Annotated in this window: 16 protein-coding genes, 1 pseudogene and 1 riboswitch; of the genes and pseudogenes, 7 read left to right on the forward strand and 10 right to left on the reverse strand. The window is 46.4% G+C overall.

Annotated elements, in window-relative coordinates:
- The first annotated feature begins 48 nt into the window (after window positions 1–48).
- Window positions 49–945: an acetamidase/formamidase family protein gene (locus QWY22_RS04330; protein WP_300983257.1), complete on the forward strand. Its 897-nt coding sequence runs from the start codon at window positions 49–51 to the stop codon at window positions 943–945.
- A gap of 88 nt (window positions 946–1,033) precedes the next feature.
- Entirely contained in the window at window positions 1,034–1,909 is an 876-nt protein-coding gene (locus tag QWY22_RS04335; RefSeq protein WP_300983258.1) for an AraC family transcriptional regulator, read from the forward strand.
- 88 nt (window positions 1,910–1,997) lie between these two features.
- Here QWY22_RS04335 and QWY22_RS04340 read toward each other — a convergent pair whose 3' ends face one another.
- The 3 genes from QWY22_RS04340 to QWY22_RS04350 form a co-directional block, all read right to left on the reverse strand.
- Window positions 1,998–2,978 (reverse strand): DUF4179 domain-containing protein, encoded by a 981-nt coding sequence (locus tag QWY22_RS04340; RefSeq protein ID WP_300983259.1) that lies wholly within the window; start codon window positions 2,976–2,978, stop codon window positions 1,998–2,000.
- The gene (locus QWY22_RS04345) at window positions 2,975–3,529 is read right to left on the reverse strand and encodes a sigma-70 family RNA polymerase sigma factor (protein WP_300983260.1); all 555 of its coding nucleotides are present in this window, start codon (window positions 3,527–3,529) and stop codon (window positions 2,975–2,977) included. Before QWY22_RS04345 ends, QWY22_RS04340 begins: the two co-directional genes overlap by 4 nt.
- A gap of 259 nt (window positions 3,530–3,788) precedes the next feature.
- A complete protein-coding gene (locus tag QWY22_RS04350; protein WP_300983261.1) occupies window positions 3,789–4,526 on the reverse strand; it encodes a YqcI/YcgG family protein in 738 nt (245 codons plus the stop codon).
- Between the two features lie 312 nt (window positions 4,527–4,838).
- On the opposite strand from QWY22_RS04350, the gene QWY22_RS04355 reads away from it, so the two are divergent.
- Entirely contained in the window at window positions 4,839–6,254 is a 1,416-nt protein-coding gene (locus QWY22_RS04355; RefSeq protein ID WP_300983262.1) for a YfcC family protein, read from the forward strand.
- Window positions 6,255–6,436: 182 nt separating this feature from the next.
- Window positions 6,437–6,673, forward strand: a complete 237-nt coding sequence (locus QWY22_RS04360; protein ID WP_300983263.1) for a hypothetical protein — start codon at window positions 6,437–6,439, stop codon at window positions 6,671–6,673.
- A 51-nt stretch (window positions 6,674–6,724) separates the two neighbouring features.
- Here the strand turns inward: QWY22_RS04360 and QWY22_RS04365 are convergent, their stop codons facing one another.
- The 4 genes from QWY22_RS04365 to QWY22_RS04380 all read right to left on the reverse strand — a co-directional run bounded on the left by QWY22_RS04365 (window position 6,725) and on the right by QWY22_RS04380 (window position 10,365).
- The gene (locus tag QWY22_RS04365) at window positions 6,725–7,474 is read right to left on the reverse strand and encodes an amino acid ABC transporter ATP-binding protein (RefSeq protein WP_300983264.1); all 750 of its coding nucleotides are present in this window, start codon (window positions 7,472–7,474) and stop codon (window positions 6,725–6,727) included.
- A gap of 15 nt (window positions 7,475–7,489) precedes the next feature.
- Window positions 7,490–8,173 carry an amino acid ABC transporter permease gene (locus QWY22_RS04370; protein WP_300983265.1) on the reverse strand — a complete coding sequence of 228 codons (684 nt, stop codon included), beginning with the start codon at window positions 8,171–8,173 and terminating at the stop codon, window positions 7,490–7,492.
- Between the two features lie 59 nt (window positions 8,174–8,232).
- Window positions 8,233–9,081, reverse strand: coding sequence for a transporter substrate-binding domain-containing protein (locus tag QWY22_RS04375; protein ID WP_300983266.1), 849 nt, complete (start codon window positions 9,079–9,081; stop codon window positions 8,233–8,235).
- A 132-nt stretch (window positions 9,082–9,213) separates the two neighbouring features.
- Window positions 9,214–9,322, reverse strand: a riboswitch (SAM riboswitch).
- Window positions 9,323–9,465: 143 nt separating this feature from the next.
- Window positions 9,466–10,365, reverse strand: coding sequence for an oxidoreductase (locus tag QWY22_RS04380; protein WP_300983267.1), 900 nt, complete (start codon window positions 10,363–10,365; stop codon window positions 9,466–9,468).
- Window positions 10,366–10,517: 152 nt separating this feature from the next.
- On the opposite strand from QWY22_RS04380, the gene QWY22_RS04385 reads away from it, so the two are divergent.
- Complete coding sequence (locus tag QWY22_RS04385; protein ID WP_300983269.1) at window positions 10,518–11,417, forward strand: 3-hydroxyacyl-CoA dehydrogenase; 900 nt, start codon at window positions 10,518–10,520, stop codon at window positions 11,415–11,417.
- Between the two features lie 588 nt (window positions 11,418–12,005).
- Window positions 12,006–12,293, forward strand: a pseudogene (locus QWY22_RS19555) (Hsp20 family protein).
- Between the two features lie 108 nt (window positions 12,294–12,401).
- Here the strand turns inward: QWY22_RS19555 and msrB are convergent.
- The 3 genes from msrB to QWY22_RS04400 all read right to left on the reverse strand — a co-directional run bounded on the left by msrB (window position 12,402) and on the right by QWY22_RS04400 (window position 15,189).
- Window positions 12,402–13,508 carry a peptide-methionine (R)-S-oxide reductase MsrB gene (msrB, locus tag QWY22_RS04390; protein ID WP_300983270.1) on the reverse strand — a complete coding sequence of 369 codons (1,107 nt, stop codon included), beginning with the start codon at window positions 13,506–13,508 and terminating at the stop codon, window positions 12,402–12,404.
- Between the two features lie 20 nt (window positions 13,509–13,528).
- Complete coding sequence (locus tag QWY22_RS04395; RefSeq protein ID WP_300983271.1) at window positions 13,529–14,059, reverse strand: TlpA family protein disulfide reductase; 531 nt, start codon at window positions 14,057–14,059, stop codon at window positions 13,529–13,531.
- Window positions 14,060–14,283: 224 nt separating this feature from the next.
- On the reverse strand, window positions 14,284–15,189 hold the full coding sequence (locus QWY22_RS04400) for an oxidoreductase (RefSeq protein WP_300983272.1): 906 nt from the start codon (window positions 15,187–15,189) through the stop codon (window positions 14,284–14,286).
- A 192-nt stretch (window positions 15,190–15,381) separates the two neighbouring features.
- Here QWY22_RS04400 and QWY22_RS04405 point away from each other — a divergent pair, with 192 nt between their 5' ends.
- On the forward strand, window positions 15,382–15,882 hold the full coding sequence (locus tag QWY22_RS04405; RefSeq protein WP_300983273.1) for a VOC family protein: 501 nt from the start codon (window positions 15,382–15,384) through the stop codon (window positions 15,880–15,882).
- Window positions 15,883–15,929 lie beyond the last annotated feature (47 nt).

Raw genomic sequence — 15,929 nt, forward strand, 5'->3', positions numbered from 1 at the left:
GTCACTTCGGCTATAATGGTTGTTAAAAGGGAAAAAGGATGGGGACAAATGAAGCGATTTTCAACTGAACATAGAATTACGGCATTTTCAAAAAAACACGAACCGGCATATTTTGTGGAACTGGGTGAGGCAGTGGCGGTGGAAACGATGGATTGCTACGACGGACAGGTGCAGGACAGCTCTACGCTCCGCGGGGATTTTGACAGAAGCCGGCTGAATCCGGCAACCGGGCCCATTTACATTAACGGCATTCAAAAAGGAGACACCTTATGTGTCGAGGTGCTGTCAATCGAAACGGGGGACTTTGGTATCATGATGGCTGCCCCTGGACTTGGTCCGTTGGGCGAGCATGTCACGGATTCGACGACAAAAATTTTGCCGATCCGGAATGGCCAAATAGAGTTTGCCGAATCGCTCAAGTTGCCGGTAAGTTCGATGATCGGTGTGGCCGGCGTTGCGCCGGCGGAAGGGGAAATCTCGACAGCCCTTCCAGGGGAACATGGCGGAAATCTCGATACAAAAGATATCAAAGCGGGCAATAAATTGTATCTGCCTGTGTTTGCAGACGGAGCACTTGCGGCGTTTGGAGATTTGCATGCGGCAATGGGAGACGGGGAACTGAGCGGCACTGGTGTTGAAACAAGCGGAGTTATCGGGCTGCGCTTCACGAAAGCGCCTGTCCTAATTGAAAACCCGCTGGTCGAAGATGACGATTTTCTATACTTCCTTGCCTCTGCAAAATCTTACGAAGAAGCCATCGATACGGTTTTGTACCAGACGGCGAAGCAATTGGCCGACTGGCTCGGTTTGCCGTTTGATGACGGCTACCGTTTATTGAGCGCAGTCTGTGATTTGAAATTCAGCCAGATTGTCAATGACTTGGTGACGGTAAGAGTCGCAGTGCCAAAATCTTTATTTGCCGGTTCTTTTCCTTGGGAGCAATGAAGTAAGAAATCCGACTTTTTCCAACCTGTGCACATCGGATGAGTCGATTCGATTCCTCGTACAATGAAAAGGGAAAGGAGGTCAGCAAATGGATATGCTAAAAGATATGAATGAAGCCTTGCGCTATATTGAAGAACAGTTGGACGCGGACATTGATTTTGAGGAAGTAGCGGCGATTGCAGGTGTTTCGGAATACCATTTCCGCAAATTGTTTTCGTATTTGTCCGGCATGAGCCTGAATTCGTATATCCGAAACCGGCGATTGTCCCAGGCAGCCTTCGATCTGCAGCAGGGCGGCGAGCGGGTATTGGACGTTGCCGTCAAATATGGCTACGATTCAGCGGACGGTTTTAGCCGGGCATTTCGTGACTGGTCTGGCATGAATCCGTCGGAAGTGAAAAATAGCGATTTGTTCAAAGTGTTTCCAAAGCTGACTTTCCAACTGATTGTACAAGGAGGAATTGATATGGAATATCGCATTGTAGAGAAAGAGCCATTTAAATTAGTGGGAATCAAAAAACGCGTGCCGATTGTTTTTGAAGGCGAAAATCCGGAGATCATGAAAATGGTGCAGTCCATTACACCGGAACAGCGGGAGCAGCTGCAGCAATTGCGCAACACGGAAGTGAAAACCGTCGTCAACGCTTCGTTCAATTTTGACGAAGGGCGCAACATCGAAAAAGGGCAATTGGACCATTTGATCGGCTCCATCACGACAGAAGATCGCGATTTTGAAGATTTTGATGTAGTGGAAGTGCCGGCAGGAAGCTGGGCTGTTTTCAGCTCAGAAGGGCCGTTTCCCCAAACGCTCCAACAGACATGGGCGAAAATCTTTTCGGAATGGCTGCCTTCGTCCCATTATGAACTGGAAGACGGACCGGAAATCTCTTTTAACGGCGGCTTTTCAAATCCGCAGAAAGTCTATAGCGAGATTTGGGTTCCAGTGAAAGAAATGACGAAATAACAGCTTCGAAACCCCATAAATCAAAAAGCCGATGTTTCTGCAGAAAGCAGAACATCGGCTTTTTTAGGGAACAATTGATTTTGGGAGTTTATTTTATTTCTATTGATACGGAAGAAGCATCCACCGGACTACCTTCATCTTCAAAGTTCTCAACATACGTAATGGTTGGAATGATGGTTACAGAAGAAGCTGCCGGATCCATGGCTTCAAAGGTGAATTGTTGCCGGGACTCGTTGCCGGTTCCAAACCGCATAGGATAGATATTTCCGAGGTCGTCTTTCAATTGCCAATCAGTCATATAGTGATTTTCATCAATTTCGTCTTTCGACAGCGTCATCACGGTGGACAGTTTCGTTAACTTCAGTTTATCCAAAGCATAGCTGCCGCCTTCAAAGAAAATCTCTTTGCCGATTGGCACCTTTTCGCTGTCAATGGCTTTGAGTTTAAACTCAAATGCCCAATCTCCAGCTACGCGTGTGCCGGTTTCCATATCTTCGAAAGCCTCGGGTTTCCAAGAAAGTTTCAAGGTGCTGGGCGGACCGAAAAAGAAATCCGGAGCCATCGTGATCATGCCGGCATAAGTTGTATCATCCACTTTCTCCATGGCGGTGGCAGAGCCTGAACCGCCGGCACCAGATGCTTCCAGCAGGCCGCTTGCGTTAGGGAACTCACCCAGGTCTTTTTCGGTCTTCAATGCAAAACTGATGGTGACCGATGTGCCGTCGTAAACGGCTTCTTCGATAGCTACCGTCGTGCCATTGCTTGTCTTTGCCAATCCGATCGGCTGGGCCATTTCACTGAAATGATTGAAAATCAATTCGTCTCCATCAAAATAGGATACGATATTCTGCAAAACCGGAATCTGGGAAGCAAGTGAAGGAAAAGCGATCGTTGCTGTAGCAGCGGATGCCAGAAAAATACCGGCTGCAAGTGCGAGTTTGGCAAACCATGGGGATTTGCGCTTTTTGCCGAGGAGGCTTTTGTGCATCTGCTTTTTTTCAGAGCTGGAAACTTCAGCTTCCGGAAAGTCTTCAATATCGGTCATCAGCCATTTCTTTACGTCACTCATATGAATCGCTCCTTTCGTTCCATCAAATGCCCCAGTTTCCTCTTGCCGCGGTAGAGCCGGTTTTCGACTGCAGAAAGGGTGATGCCGAGTGCTTCTGCAATTTCATTGTTTGACAGGTCCAAATAATACCGCATCAAAAACAATTCACGGTCTGCTTCCGGCAGTTGATGGAGCCGGACCAGCATTTCCTCGCGTGATTCGTTCTTCAGGACGGCTTCTTCCGTGGAGTGCCGGCCGCCGCTTGCCACATTCTCATCGGTCAATGTTTCCCGCAGCTGCTGTTTTGTCTCCCGGCGATACCGGTCGATTGCTTTGTATTTGGCAACCATGCCAGCCCATTTGCGGAAATCCTCATTGCTGCCTTCAAACTGGTGGGATTTTTGCCAAATCGTCAGGAATACATCGTTCAGGCATTCTTCTGCCGCTTGTTTTCCACAGCTTTTGGCTAGAATATGCTGGCAAATCCCTTTGAGAAAAGGCATGTATGTATCAATCAAAAATGCCAAGGCTTCTTCATCCCGCCGCTTTAACCGACCGATAAAATTCTCCACTTGAATCCCTCCCTTGCCTTGTTACTGAATACAACGAAGCCATATGAACAAACCTCGCGAACTTTTTTAAAAAAATGGCCAGACAAAAAGCAGAAGCCGAAATAGTGGCCTCCGAGAAAGCGGGGAGTTGTGCGCTGGAGTCCTGTATATTGTTGAAAAGTATAATGGACCTGACGGTGACATACAATGGAATTTTAAGCGCGGAAAAGACAAAAAGGAGCTGCAGGACCCATTCGGGTTTCCTGCAGCTCCTTATCGGTTATTCAGCCATCTCTTTATGATGGAATGGGCATTTGCCTTTGATCGGTTCGCTGTCGTCTCCAATGAAGAATTGCTTCCATTCATTGTGCGTCGGGTCACCAAAATGGCTGATGTCCGGGTGGGTCGGCAAGTGGTCCCAAGCTTCCACACGGGAACGCACTTTGTCGCGCGACATGATGCCGCCTTTTTCGGTCCCTTTCAAGCCTTCAAAAATGCGGCGCGGCTGGAACCCGAGCACCATCGCGTTGCCGAGATGCCGCGTTTTGCGCTGTTTGTATGCCGGGGCGTTGCCGAACACGAAAATCGGTTCGCCGTCGAAGGTAAAGTCCCACAGGTAATGGTCCGGATCTTTCGGTGCATCTTTCGGCCATTCGGTTTTATCGGTATCGTGCATGTATTGCAGCAGATCCCAGAATTGCTTCCGGTATTCTTCAAGAGAACCTTCCGTTTCAAAAGGCTCGACAAACACAAAAAGGCCGTGGCGCTTATGCTTTGGATCCTTAAACAGCTGAAGAAATGCCGAAACTGCTTCCGGCAAATTGCGCCAGTCGTCCTGGGTGACATAAGCGTAGCGGAGCTCACCTTTCAACTCGCCGCTCATCCCGAAATAGCAGGGGAACGTTTTATCGGTTACCGTGTTATGGAAGGTTTGGTATTCGTTAAGCAGCCATTCAGGCAAATCGCTGCGGTTTTGAAAATCTTCTTTTGTCAATAAAGCGTCAACAGTCGTCGTCAATGAAATTCCTCCAATTTGCTCTACATGTATCTCTGTAAAGCATTCCCTAATTGGATGGAATAAAACGGCCAGAAGACCAGCGGCCAGGTGATTCAGTAAATGGCATCGGTTGCTTTTGCATATAGTTGAATAAATAAATGGCTCTGAATAGAAGAAATTTCAATGAAATCATTCTTTGTCATTAATGAGTGAATTGATTTTTATACATAAAATCAAATAAAAATTTATTGACTGACTTTTTTATTCATAGTAACCTTTAACATGTGTTTAATGGAGAAATTAAAGCTAATGCTAAAAAGGTGAGGGGATAAAATGGCTACAGTAAACGAACACATCAATATAGAGAAAAAGAAGAAAGAATCCTTGCATCCATTTGTTATCATGTTTGGTGTAATTCTGGTTATGGCTTTGTTAACTTATATTATTCCTGCAGGCGAATATGAACGTGTAACAAACGAAGCGGGCCAAACGGTTGTTGTGGATGGATCTTATAAGGAAGTTGCAGCACCGTCGGCTGGATTTTTGGATATTTTCCAATCCATCCATAAAGGGATGGTGCAAAGTGCACCAATCATTTTCTTTATCTTCATAGTTGGCGGTGCCTTTCATGTGTTCCGGGACACGAAAGCGATAGAAGGGGCATTTGCAAGTATTTCAAGTAAAACAAAAGGCAAAGAAATGCTGATGATTCCAATTGTCATGATGTTCTTTGGGGTCGCTGGTGCATCAATAGGAATGTTTGAGGAAGCATTGCCATTCGTAATGATCATGATTCCATTTGCTATCTTGTTGGGCTATGATTCGATGGTCGGAGCAGCAATGGTTCTTGTAGGGGTGGCTGCGGGCTTTACAGCGGCATTTATGAACCCATTCACAGTAGGGGTAGCTCAGGGCTTGGCGGAATTGCCGCTGTTTTCAGGCATGTTGCCAAGAATCGGCTTTTGGCTGGTTTATATGGCTGCAGCCATTACCTTTGTCATGATTTATGCGCATAAAGTGAAAAAAGACCCAACAAAAAGTGTGGTTTACGAAGAAGACAAAGCACGCCAAATAGACACGGCTGCTATGAATCAACAAAAAATAACGAAAAACCAAATCGCCGTTCTGGCTGTCCTTGGAGCCACATTGATCATCCTTGCTTACTCGGTTATCAAGTTTGGCTGGTACATAGGAGAAATTGCAGGGTTGTTCTTGATTATGGCAATTGTAATGGGTTTGGTTTACCGGATGAGTTTTAATCAAATGGCTCGGTCATTTGTCAAAGGCTGCGAGGAAATGGCGACGGGGGCATTGATTGTCGGCTTTGCTTACGGGGCGCTAGTTCTGCTGCAGGAAAGCTTGACGATTGATACGATTTTATACAATATATCCAATGTCGTTTCTTCTCTCCCAGGAACCTTGAGTGCAGTAGCTATGTTTGCCACTCAAACTCTTTTGAATATGATCATCACTTCAGGCAGCGGGCAGGCTGCATTGAGTATGCCAATCATGACGCCGCTTGCTGATTTGATTGGAGTCAGCCGCCAGACTGCGGTCCTTGCTTACCAAATGGGCGATGGGGTAACGAATATTTTCTCGCCGACAAGCGGGTTGCTGTTTGCTGCACTAGCGATGGCCGGCATTCCCATTACCAAATGGTTCAAATGGGTTTGGCCGCTGATTTTGGTGCAAACGGTTTTGAGCATTATTTTCGTGACGGTTGCTCATTTGTTTATCTGGACGGTGTAATATAGAAGAAACTGCCTCACAAATAAAAATGTGAGGCAGTTTTTTTAATTGGATTAAAGGGTATAAAAAAGATTAAGAATTTAATCCAGTAGGGCTTGGAACAATGGGAGAGCGCTGCCTTGACAGGATAGAGGTCGCTCGTTTAGTCCCCAGCCATTAAACTTCTAAGGGAGGGATAAGCTATGAAAACAAACTCTTCAGATGGAAACACTTTAAACAATAAAACAACGATGGACAAAATCACCAAGAAAGCAAAAGATGCTTTTGGAAAAGACGACAGCCGTGAAATCGGTGTCGATGGGCCGTTCCAAAATGCACCGGATGAAGGCAGAGAAGATGTTCCAAAAGGAGATAAAGTTATTACAGACCATAAGACCGGGGAAAAGAAGCATATTGAAAATACAGGAGACAAATATTAAAAAGCGAATGCGGCAGCTGCCTTAGCTGCCGCATCCGTTTTTCCCTGGGAATCAGGCTCTTCTCAGCAAGACCTTCTGCAAAAATTTCTGCGTCCGTTCCTCAGTAGGCGCTGTGAAAATATCTTCCGGTTTCCCTTGTTCGATAATATGGCCGTCTGCGATAAAGATGACACGGTCCGATACTTCGCGGGCAAAATCCATTTCATGCGTCACGATGACCATCGTTTGCCCTTCCAAAGCCAACTCTTTGATGACCGTCAATACTTCGCCGACCAGTTCCGGGTCAAGTGCGGAAGTCGGTTCGTCAAACAACAGGAGGTCCGGTTTTAAGGCAAGAATGCGGGCGATGGCGGCCCGTTGTTTCTGGCCGCCTGACAATTGTTCCGGATATTGGTTTTTATGGTTGAGCAGTCCGACTTTCTGCAGCAGCCCTTCTGCTTCGCGCACCAAGTCCAGCTTGTTCCTTTTCTGCACAACAAGCGGCGCTTCGATAATGTTTTCAATTACCGTCTTATGCGGGAATAAGTGAAAATGCTGAAACACCATGCCTGAGAATTGGCGGATGTCGATTTTTTGTTTTTTGCTTGGCGTTTTTCCAGTGAATGTGACGCGGACGTCATTAATCTGGAGTGACCCACGCGACGGGGTTTCCAAAAGGTTCAAGCAGCGGAGCAAAGTGGTTTTGCCGGAACCCGATGGCCCGATGATGCTGACGACTTCACCTTTATTAATCTCTAAGGAGATCGATTTCAGCACTTCCACGTCATCAAATTGTTTGCTTAAATTTTCAACTTTGATCATATAAATGGCCTCCTATCACGCTGCCACATAGCGGTTTGCTTTTTTCTCGAGGTAATCCTGCAACAGCGTCACCAGTGCACAGATGGCCCAGTAGATGAGTGCGACCAGGATATACAAAGTGAGGCTTTCATACGTTTGCCCGACCACTACTTTGGCGCGGTAGAACATTTCGGAAACGGTGATGACCATAGCGAGCGAAGTCCCTTTGATGATATCCATAAACGTGCTCGATAACGGCGGAAGAGCGATGCGCGTCGCTTGCGGCAAAATGATGCGGGTCATCGTTTGCCAGTAGCTCATCCGCAAAGTCTCGGCTGCTTCCCACTGGCCTTTTGAGACAGAAGAGATGGCAGAGCGGATAATTTCTGCAGTGTAGGCGGAAAAATGGATGCTGATGCCGATGATGGCAGCAGTCAGCGGTTCCATTTCAATGCCGACCATCGGAAAGCCGAAATACAGGATGAACAAAATGACCAACAGCGGAGTGCCCCGCATAAAGGAAATGAACAACCGGGCAGGCAGGGACAAGCCGATAAAGCGGTTCATGCGGGCAAGGGCGACGAACAGCCCCATGATCAGCGCAAAAAACATACTGACCAATGCAATCAAGATGGTCTGCCAGGCCCCTTCCAATATGAAAGGAAGGGAGTCCAGTGCGATTTCTACATTAAAAAGATATTCCCATTTAAAGTCGGCCATCGGAAAACTCCTTTGCTTATTATGTATAAAAGGGGAACCCGAAGATTCCCCAAAAATGATTACTCTTTCTCAAGCGGCTGAGTCACATCGGCACCCAGGAATTTAGTGGAGATTTCTTTAAGCGTTCCGTCAGCCAGCAATTCTTCAAGCGCAGCATCGAGTTTTTCTTTCAGTTCTGGACTGTCTTTCGGCATAACGATGGCACTGCTGCTGAAGGAGAACTTAACGCCTTCAGCCAGTTTCAAGCCGGGCTTGTCATACTGCTCAAGTGAGCGCATCAATACCAGGTAATCGTTCAGCGTCGCATCCACGCGGCCATTGACGATTTCCGGAAGAACTGTATCAGAACCGGTATAAACAATCACTTCAGCTCCTTGTTCCTGGGCAAATTTCGAATAGTTGCTTGTAGCAGAACCGCCGACTTTTTTGCCTTTCAAATCTTCCACTGATTCAATGCCGGAGTTGTCGCTTTCACGTACAATGGCAGAACCGTAGGAATGTTTCACCGGAACCGTGAAATCGAATTTTTCTTTGCGTTCATCTGTAATGGCGAAATCATTGGCCGCAATATCAATTTGGCCATTGCGAAGCGCCGGAAGCAAGCCATCGAATTCCATTTCTTTGAACTCAACTTCAAGCCCAAGTTTCTCGCCTAGAGCACGGGCAACTTCCACATCATACCCAGTCAATTCTTTCGTTGTTTCATCATGATATGTAATCGGATAATAAAGGCCTTCTGTTCCGACAACGATTTTGCCGGCTTCTTCGATGCGCTCCCACGCGTTTTGTTCTTTGTTTTCTGATGAGGCTGCTGCTTCGTTCGATGTTTCTTTGCTGCCGCATGCGGCCAACAAGATAACGGCTGCCAGAACTGCCAGCAACAATAAAAGATGTTTCGTGTTTTTCATAAATTTTGCACCTTCCTTTTCTATTGGTTTACTTGGTTTTAAGTTAATAGAACTGTTCCAACATGAAGGCAAACAAAAAGCCTCTTCTATAAGAAGAGGCAGGCATGTGAAAACACATTGAAATTCCGGCTCTTCTTATCTCTCAAGCTAAAAAAGCTTGTTGGATTTGGCACAGTGCTCTGGTTGCGAGCCCGCTGCCGAGGTTTCGTAGGGCCAATCCCTCCACCTCTCATGATAAGAACAAATTGCTATTAAACTATGTTGAAAACTTTACCACCGTTAGATTTAATCGTCAACACAATATTCTGATAGAAATCATTTGTTTTTTTCTTTAGACGAAAAGTGAACAGCACTTAAGTTGTGTCGATAGCGATTGGACGAGATTTAATTCGTGAAGTTGAAACTTACTCCGGTCAGTTTTTCTGAGATTTCCCACAGCCTCTGGCTCACTGCTTCGTTATGGGCTGCCTTATGAGGAGTTTCAATAATGGGATAACCTCGGCGCTGGCCTTTGCCGTCCGGGCCGATATATTCGCCGCCCTTTAAGCCGGGTTCAGTTGCTGCATAGATGGTGGGGAGCGCACCCATTACTGCAGGCTGGAAATACCGGTTCATCAACCCTTTGAAAATCCGCGGAGCTTCCCGTTTGCCGAACTTGAACAAATTGGTCGCAGAAATCCCGGGATGGCAGGCGATACTGATTGTTGGCAGGCCATGCTGCTTCAATCTTTTATCGAGTTCCTGGGCGAACATCAAATTGGCCAGCTTGCTTTGGCCATAAAATTTCATGCCTTTATAGCCTTTTGCGCCGTCAAGGTTATCAAAATCAATGGCAGCACCGCGATGAGCCAGGCTGCTGAGTGTCACTACCCGAGACTCCGGTGCCTTTAAAAGAAGAGGCAATAAGAGGCCGGTCAATGCAAAATGGCCTAAGTGATTGCTGGCAAACTGCAGCTCGATTCCCTCTTTTGTCTGGGTGAAAGGGGGAACCATGACGCCCGCGTTATTGATCAGTAAATCCAATGACTCTATTGTTCTATTTGCCTGTTCAGCAAATGCCCGAACGCTGTCAAGGTCTGACAAATCGAGCTGCATAACTTCAGCGGAAGCACCAGGTGCTTCTTTTTTTATGTCTTCCAGGGCGGTTTGCCCTTTATCTATGTCCCGAACAGCAAGAATGACATGTGCACCTTGTCCGGCAAAAACTTTTGCGGTCTCAAGGCCGAGTCCGCTGTTCGCTCCTGTAATGATGGCCGTCTTTCCCGTTAATCGGTTCTCTTCCAAACGATCCGCTCCTTGTTTAATAAATTCATTTTCTAAACCATTGTACCCCTATCTTGGTTTCGGTAATCCAAGCATTCATCCTATATGATGATTAAAAGAAATGAACGAGGGAAGGGAATAGAAAACGAACTTAAAAAGGAGACTTGCCATTTATGGATTATCGAAAAATCACAGTTGCCGGAAGCGGCGTACTTGGAAGCCAGATTGCCTATCAGACAGCATTCAAAGGGTTTGAGGTGACGGTTTACGATATCAATGATGAAGCTCTTGAAAAAGCGAAGAATAGAATGGCCAAGCTGAAAGCCAATTACAAAACGGATTTAGGCGCAACCGATGCGGAAGTCAACGGAGCTTTTGACCGTCTGACATTCAATTCGGACTTGGCACAAGCAGTAGCAGACGCAGACCTTGTCATTGAAGCGATTCCGGAAGTAGTCGATATCAAAAGCGCTTTTTACAAAGAATTAGGGGAATTGGCTCCCGACAAAACTGTCTTTGCCACGAACTCCTCAACTCTCTTGCCGAGCCAGTTTGCAGAAGCGACGGGGCGTCCGGAAAAGTTTCTTGCCCTCCATTTTGCGAATACGATTTGGATCAACAACACAGCGGAAATCATGAAGCATTCTGGAACGGATGAAAAAGTATTCAACGATTTGATCGACTTTGCGAAAGCGATCGGCATGGTTGCACTGCCGCTTCATAAGGAACAGCCGGGCTATATTCTGAACTCCTTGCTTGTGCCTCTCCTCAACGCGGCGGAATTGCTGCTGGTAAAAGAGGTGGCAGATGTCCAAACCATCGATAAAACATGGCAGATTGCGACCGGTGCGCCGCTCGGTCCGTTTGCTATTTTAGACGTGGTCGGCATCAATACAGCCCATAATATTGTTCAGGCAAAAGCAGCAGCTACCGGCAATCCCGACTTTGAAAAGCTGGCGAACTTGCTGAAGGCGGAGTACATCGACCAAGGAAAACTCGGAAGATCGACAGGGGAAGGGTTCTACAAATACCCGAACCCGGCGTTCCTTGATCCCGAATTTTTAAAGAATTAATGATGAAGTGACCTGCAAAAGATAAGGTATGTACAGAACCGGCAACTCTTAAAATTGGGAGCTGCTGGTTCTATTTGCATAAACTTAACGGACAAATGGAAAACCCTATACTATTATAAAGGGACGGAAAATAATTTTTGCGCACAAGCAGTTCGTACTGATTGTGTAACTGAAATTCTTTAAAAACCCTTTTCTGCCAAGGGTTTTAAGCGATGTGTATCAGTTGACGAAAAAACAGTTTTGCATATAATTTTAAGTAGAAAGACCAATTATGAAGAAAGGGGAAAGATAACCGTGTGGGCCTTGAAAGTCATCTCATGGCAAGCCCAAGTGTTAGAAGGGTGGCCATAGGAATCGATTGCTCCTGAAAAAGTGAGTAGGATCTTGTGACTTTTGAAAAGCTGGCATCGGCCAAAAAATTTAATATAAGGAGAAGATTGCAATGAGCACTTTGTTTCCAAGAAAACAAACAGATTTATTCCCAAGCCTCTTTGGAAGCGGATTGGAATCAGACTTCTTTAATAAGTTTTTGGGGAAAACACCTATCCTCAAGTTGATATAAAAGAGAAGGCAGGCCAGTATGAGTTTATGGTCGATCTTCCAGGGTTCTCCAAAGATGAAGTCGAAGTGGAGTACAAAGACGGCTACTTGGAAATTCGCGGTGAACGTGAACAGAATTAGGAGTCCAATGACACGGAAGGGCGCTACGTACGAAAAGAACGTTCTTATGGTGCCTTTAAACGCAGCTTCTATATTGGCGAAATTGATGAAAAACAAATTGCCGGTTCGTTTGAAAAAGGGGTATTAATGCTTCAAGTGCCGAAATCCAATGAACAGGCAAAAAAAGATAAAGGCTATCGCATTCCAATTGAATAAGCAACGCCTCATATTCCCCTAATTTATCGGGAAGCACAAAACCGGTGTGCAGCTGAAAGATAGCTGCATACGGGTTTTTTTCGTGATTTAGTTAATTTTATTCTGCTTTCACAGCAGCCCTTTCAAATACCCATAACCTTCTGCTTCCATTTCCGCTTCAGGAATGAACAGGATCGAAGCGCTATTGATGCAATAGCGCAAGCCGCCTTTGTCTTTCGGCCCGTCATTGAAAACATGGCCCAAATGGCTGTCGCCGGAACGGCTCCGTACTTCAATGCGCACCATATTGTAGCTGGTGTCTTTATGTTCGGTTACGACATCCGGTTCAATCGGCTGAGTGAAGCTCGGCCAGCCGCATTTGGAATCGTATTTGTCTCGGGACGAGAACAGCGGCTCACCGGTTGCAACGTCCACGTAAATGCCAGGCTCGTAATTGTCCCAGTATTCGTTGGAGTAGGCAGTTTCGGTGTCGTTTTTCTGTGTCACTTGGTACTGGGCATCAGTCAGTGTCGCCTTCAGTTCCTCGTCGCTTGGCTTCGGATAAAGCGCCGGGTCGATCAAAGCTGGGACTTCCTGGTCTTCAAGTGAATCAAATTCCACATGGCAATAGCCATTCGGGTTTTTCTCCAGGTAATCCTGATGGTATTCCTCTGCCAGGTAATAATGTTCAAGCGGCTCTACTTCTGTAACAAGAGGATCGTCGTATTTCGGTGCCTCGTTCGCCATCACGGCTTCAATGATTGCGCGGTCGGCTTCATCTTTGTAGTAGACGCCGGTGCGGTATTGTTCGCCGCGGTCATTGCCTTGCTGATTCAATAACGTCGGATCGATAATCATGAAGTAATGGGACAGCAATTTTTCAAGATCGATGCGTTCGGGATCGTAGCGGACATGGACGGTTTCCGCGTGTCCTGTATTTTTGCGTGTTACGTCTTCATAACTGGGGTTTTCGGTATTGCCATTGGCGTAGCCGGAAGTGACGTCATAAACACCGAATACCCGCGCCATATAGGCTTCGACGCCCCAGAAGCAGCCGCCTGCAAGCCAAATATCCTTTAAGTTTTCTTCATCAAAAGTTAAGCCCTCATTCGGATTGTCGGGAAACCGTGATTCAGATTCGGCAGCAGTGGTTTCACCTGCATTGTTAAAGTTTGGCACGGAACAGCCGGCCAGCAACACGATCAATAGCAGGAGACAGGCGTGTTTAAGTTTCATGGTTGGGTAACCGCCTTTCATTATTGGATGCTTTCAAAGGTCTCATAAATTTGGTCGTTGCTGAAATGGCCGGGAGCGCTTTTTACCATGACGCCGTCAGAACCGATGTAAGTGGAAGTTGGATAGGCAAGGACTCCATATTCATCGAAGACAGCACCGCCTTCATCCAATAGGACGGTAATGTTCGATGCGTTGTCCAGTCCACTGAACCATTTGGCGAAAGACGCACTGTCTTTTTCGGCATTTGAACTTGGCGACACGATGGTCAGCACTTCAAAGTCGGGATCTTCACCAGCCAGCGTATTCAATTCTTCCATGCCGGCGAGGCAGATAGAGCACCAGGATGCCCAGAATTTCACGTATACTTTTTTGCCGACATACTGAGACAATTCGTGCGGATTGCCTTCCAAATCGACCAGGTCAAAAGCAGGCGCCGGTTCGCCTTTATTCACCGGTTGTGCAGAAGTGGCAGCGTTTTCAGGATTGCTGGAACAAGCAGCCAATAAACAAATTAATGCGGTGACCAGGAACATTTTAGAGAATGGTTTCATCGGACTCATCCTTTACTTGGGAATCTAGCGGCTGGGGAAAAGGCAATTGCGGATAGGGCAGCCATCTCTATTTACAAATATCATATAGCGGATTGGCAATAAAAGACATTGAATGGACTCAGACTAGGGAATAAAGAGCAGAGGACTGTCCACATTCCGGACAATAGATGAAAACCGGCAGCCCATTTCTCGAAGCTGCCGGTTTTGTGTAAATGGAAAACATTCTATTTGTAGTTGTCAAAATCAAACTGCACACCTGTCAGCTTTTCGGAAACGTTCCAAAGTTTCTGGGCAACGGCTGCATCCAGCGCAACATCGTGCGGCGTTTCAAGCGTCGGGTAGCCTTTTCGGTAGCCTTTGCCGTCCGGTCCAATGTACTCACCGCCTGTTAGGGAAGGATGGGTTGCCGCGTAAATCGTTGCAAGAGCACCCATTTCCGGCGGCTGCAAATAGAAGTTGGCGGCGTTTCTTAAAAACTTAGGAGCATCCCGTTTTCCAAGTTTGAATATGTTGGTGGCGGAAATGCCGGGATGGCAGGCCACGCTGATGGTTTGGCAGCCATGCTCTTTTAATTTCTTGTCCAGTTCGAGCGCAAACATCAGATTGGCGAGTTTGCTTTGGTTGTAAAATTTCTTAGCCTTATAGCCTTTGGAACCGTCCAAATTGTCAAAGTTGATTTTCCCTCGGTTATGGGCCAGGGAAGCAATGGTTACTACGCGCGAAAAAGGCGTTTTATTCAGCAACGGCAGCAAGAGGCCGGTCAATGCAAAATGGCCAAGATGATTGCCGCCGAACTGCAGTTCAAAGCCGTCTTTGGTTTTGGTATATGGAGGCATCATGACACCGGCATTGTTGATCAGCAAGTCGAGCGAATCGTTTTCGCTCCGGAAGCGCTCGGTAAAAAAACGGATGTTGGTCAAATCGGTGAGATCCAATTGCATCAGTTCTACTTGAGCCTGCGGATGGCGGCCGATTATTTCTTGACGTGCCGCATTTCCTTTTTGCAGATTGCGGACAGCCATCACAATCCGTGCCCCTTTGCCGGCTAAGTCTTTTGCCGCTTCCAGGCCGATGCCGCTATTGGCGCCTGTAATGACGGCGGTTTTTCCTGCCAGTAGATGTTTTTCCACAAAATCAGCTCCTGCTATAGAGTGCGAATCCTTTTCAACTTATCATGAGAGCAGCATCAGAACAAATATAAAAAAAAGATTTATTTCTCTTAGCGGATATTGTAAGATGAAGGTGACATTAATCTGATAATTCTAATAATTTTACATAGCACTCTTTGCAATCTAATGCTATTAGGAAAGAAGGAGAACAGCGTGGCAGAGATTATGCAAAAATTCACGACGTGCTTGTGGTTTAATATGCAAGCGGAAGAGGCAGCAAAATTTTATGTTTCAATTTTCAAGGATTCAAGCATTAGCCGAATTACCCGGTATGTGAAGGCGGGGCAGGAAATTCACGGCAAAGAACCTGGTTCCATCATGTCCGTTGAATTTCGAATCGCCGGGCAAGAGTTCATGGCTTTGAACGGTGGGCCAATGTTCAAATTTTCGGAAGCCGTTTCGTTTATCATCAATTGCGAAACTCAAGAGGAAATCGACTATTATTGGGACAAACTGACCGAAGGCGGAGATGAGAGTGCCCAAGTATGCGGCTGGCTAAAGGATAAGTTTGGCGTTTCGTGGCAAGTGGTTCCGATTGCGATGAATGAGATGCTGGTAGATCCAGATACGGAAAAAGTGGAGCGCGTCACCAACTCATTTATGCAAATGAAGAAGCTGGATCTGAATGAACTTCAACGGGTGTATGAAGGTTAAAGTTTTCGGGAGTGGCTGAATAATTTTAAAGCAACGCTTAAAAAAAT

The organism is Planococcus liqunii, assembly GCF_030413595.1.
GTDB lineage: Bacteria > Bacillota > Bacilli > Bacillales_A > Planococcaceae > Planococcus > Planococcus liqunii.

Excerpts from the sequence above, each read along its gene's own strand:
- QWY22_RS04335 (WP_300983258.1), top strand. The coding sequence starts at position 1,034 with ATGGATATGCTAAAAGATATGAATGAAGCCTTGCGCTATATTGAAGAA.
- QWY22_RS04360 (WP_300983263.1), top strand. The coding sequence starts at position 6,437 with ATGAAAACAAACTCTTCAGATGGAAACACTTTAAACAATAAAACAACG.
- QWY22_RS04375 (WP_300983266.1), bottom strand. The coding sequence starts at position 9,081 with ATGAAAAACACGAAACATCTTTTATTGTTGCTGGCAGTTCTGGCAGCC.
- QWY22_RS04340 (WP_300983259.1), bottom strand. The coding sequence starts at position 2,978 with ATGAGTGACGTAAAGAAATGGCTGATGACCGATATTGAAGACTTTCCG.
- QWY22_RS04365 (WP_300983264.1), bottom strand. The coding sequence starts at position 7,474 with ATGATCAAAGTTGAAAATTTAAGCAAACAATTTGATGACGTGGAAGTG.
- QWY22_RS04355 (WP_300983262.1), top strand. The coding sequence starts at position 4,839 with ATGGCTACAGTAAACGAACACATCAATATAGAGAAAAAGAAGAAAGAA.
- QWY22_RS04385 (WP_300983269.1), top strand. The coding sequence starts at position 10,518 with ATGGATTATCGAAAAATCACAGTTGCCGGAAGCGGCGTACTTGGAAGC.
- QWY22_RS04370 (WP_300983265.1), bottom strand. The coding sequence starts at position 8,173 with ATGGCCGACTTTAAATGGGAATATCTTTTTAATGTAGAAATCGCACTG.
- QWY22_RS04330 (WP_300983257.1), top strand. The coding sequence starts at position 49 with ATGAAGCGATTTTCAACTGAACATAGAATTACGGCATTTTCAAAAAAA.
- QWY22_RS04395 (WP_300983271.1), bottom strand. The coding sequence starts at position 14,059 with ATGAAACCATTCTCTAAAATGTTCCTGGTCACCGCATTAATTTGTTTA.
- msrB (WP_300983270.1), bottom strand. The coding sequence starts at position 13,508 with ATGAAACTTAAACACGCCTGTCTCCTGCTATTGATCGTGTTGCTGGCC.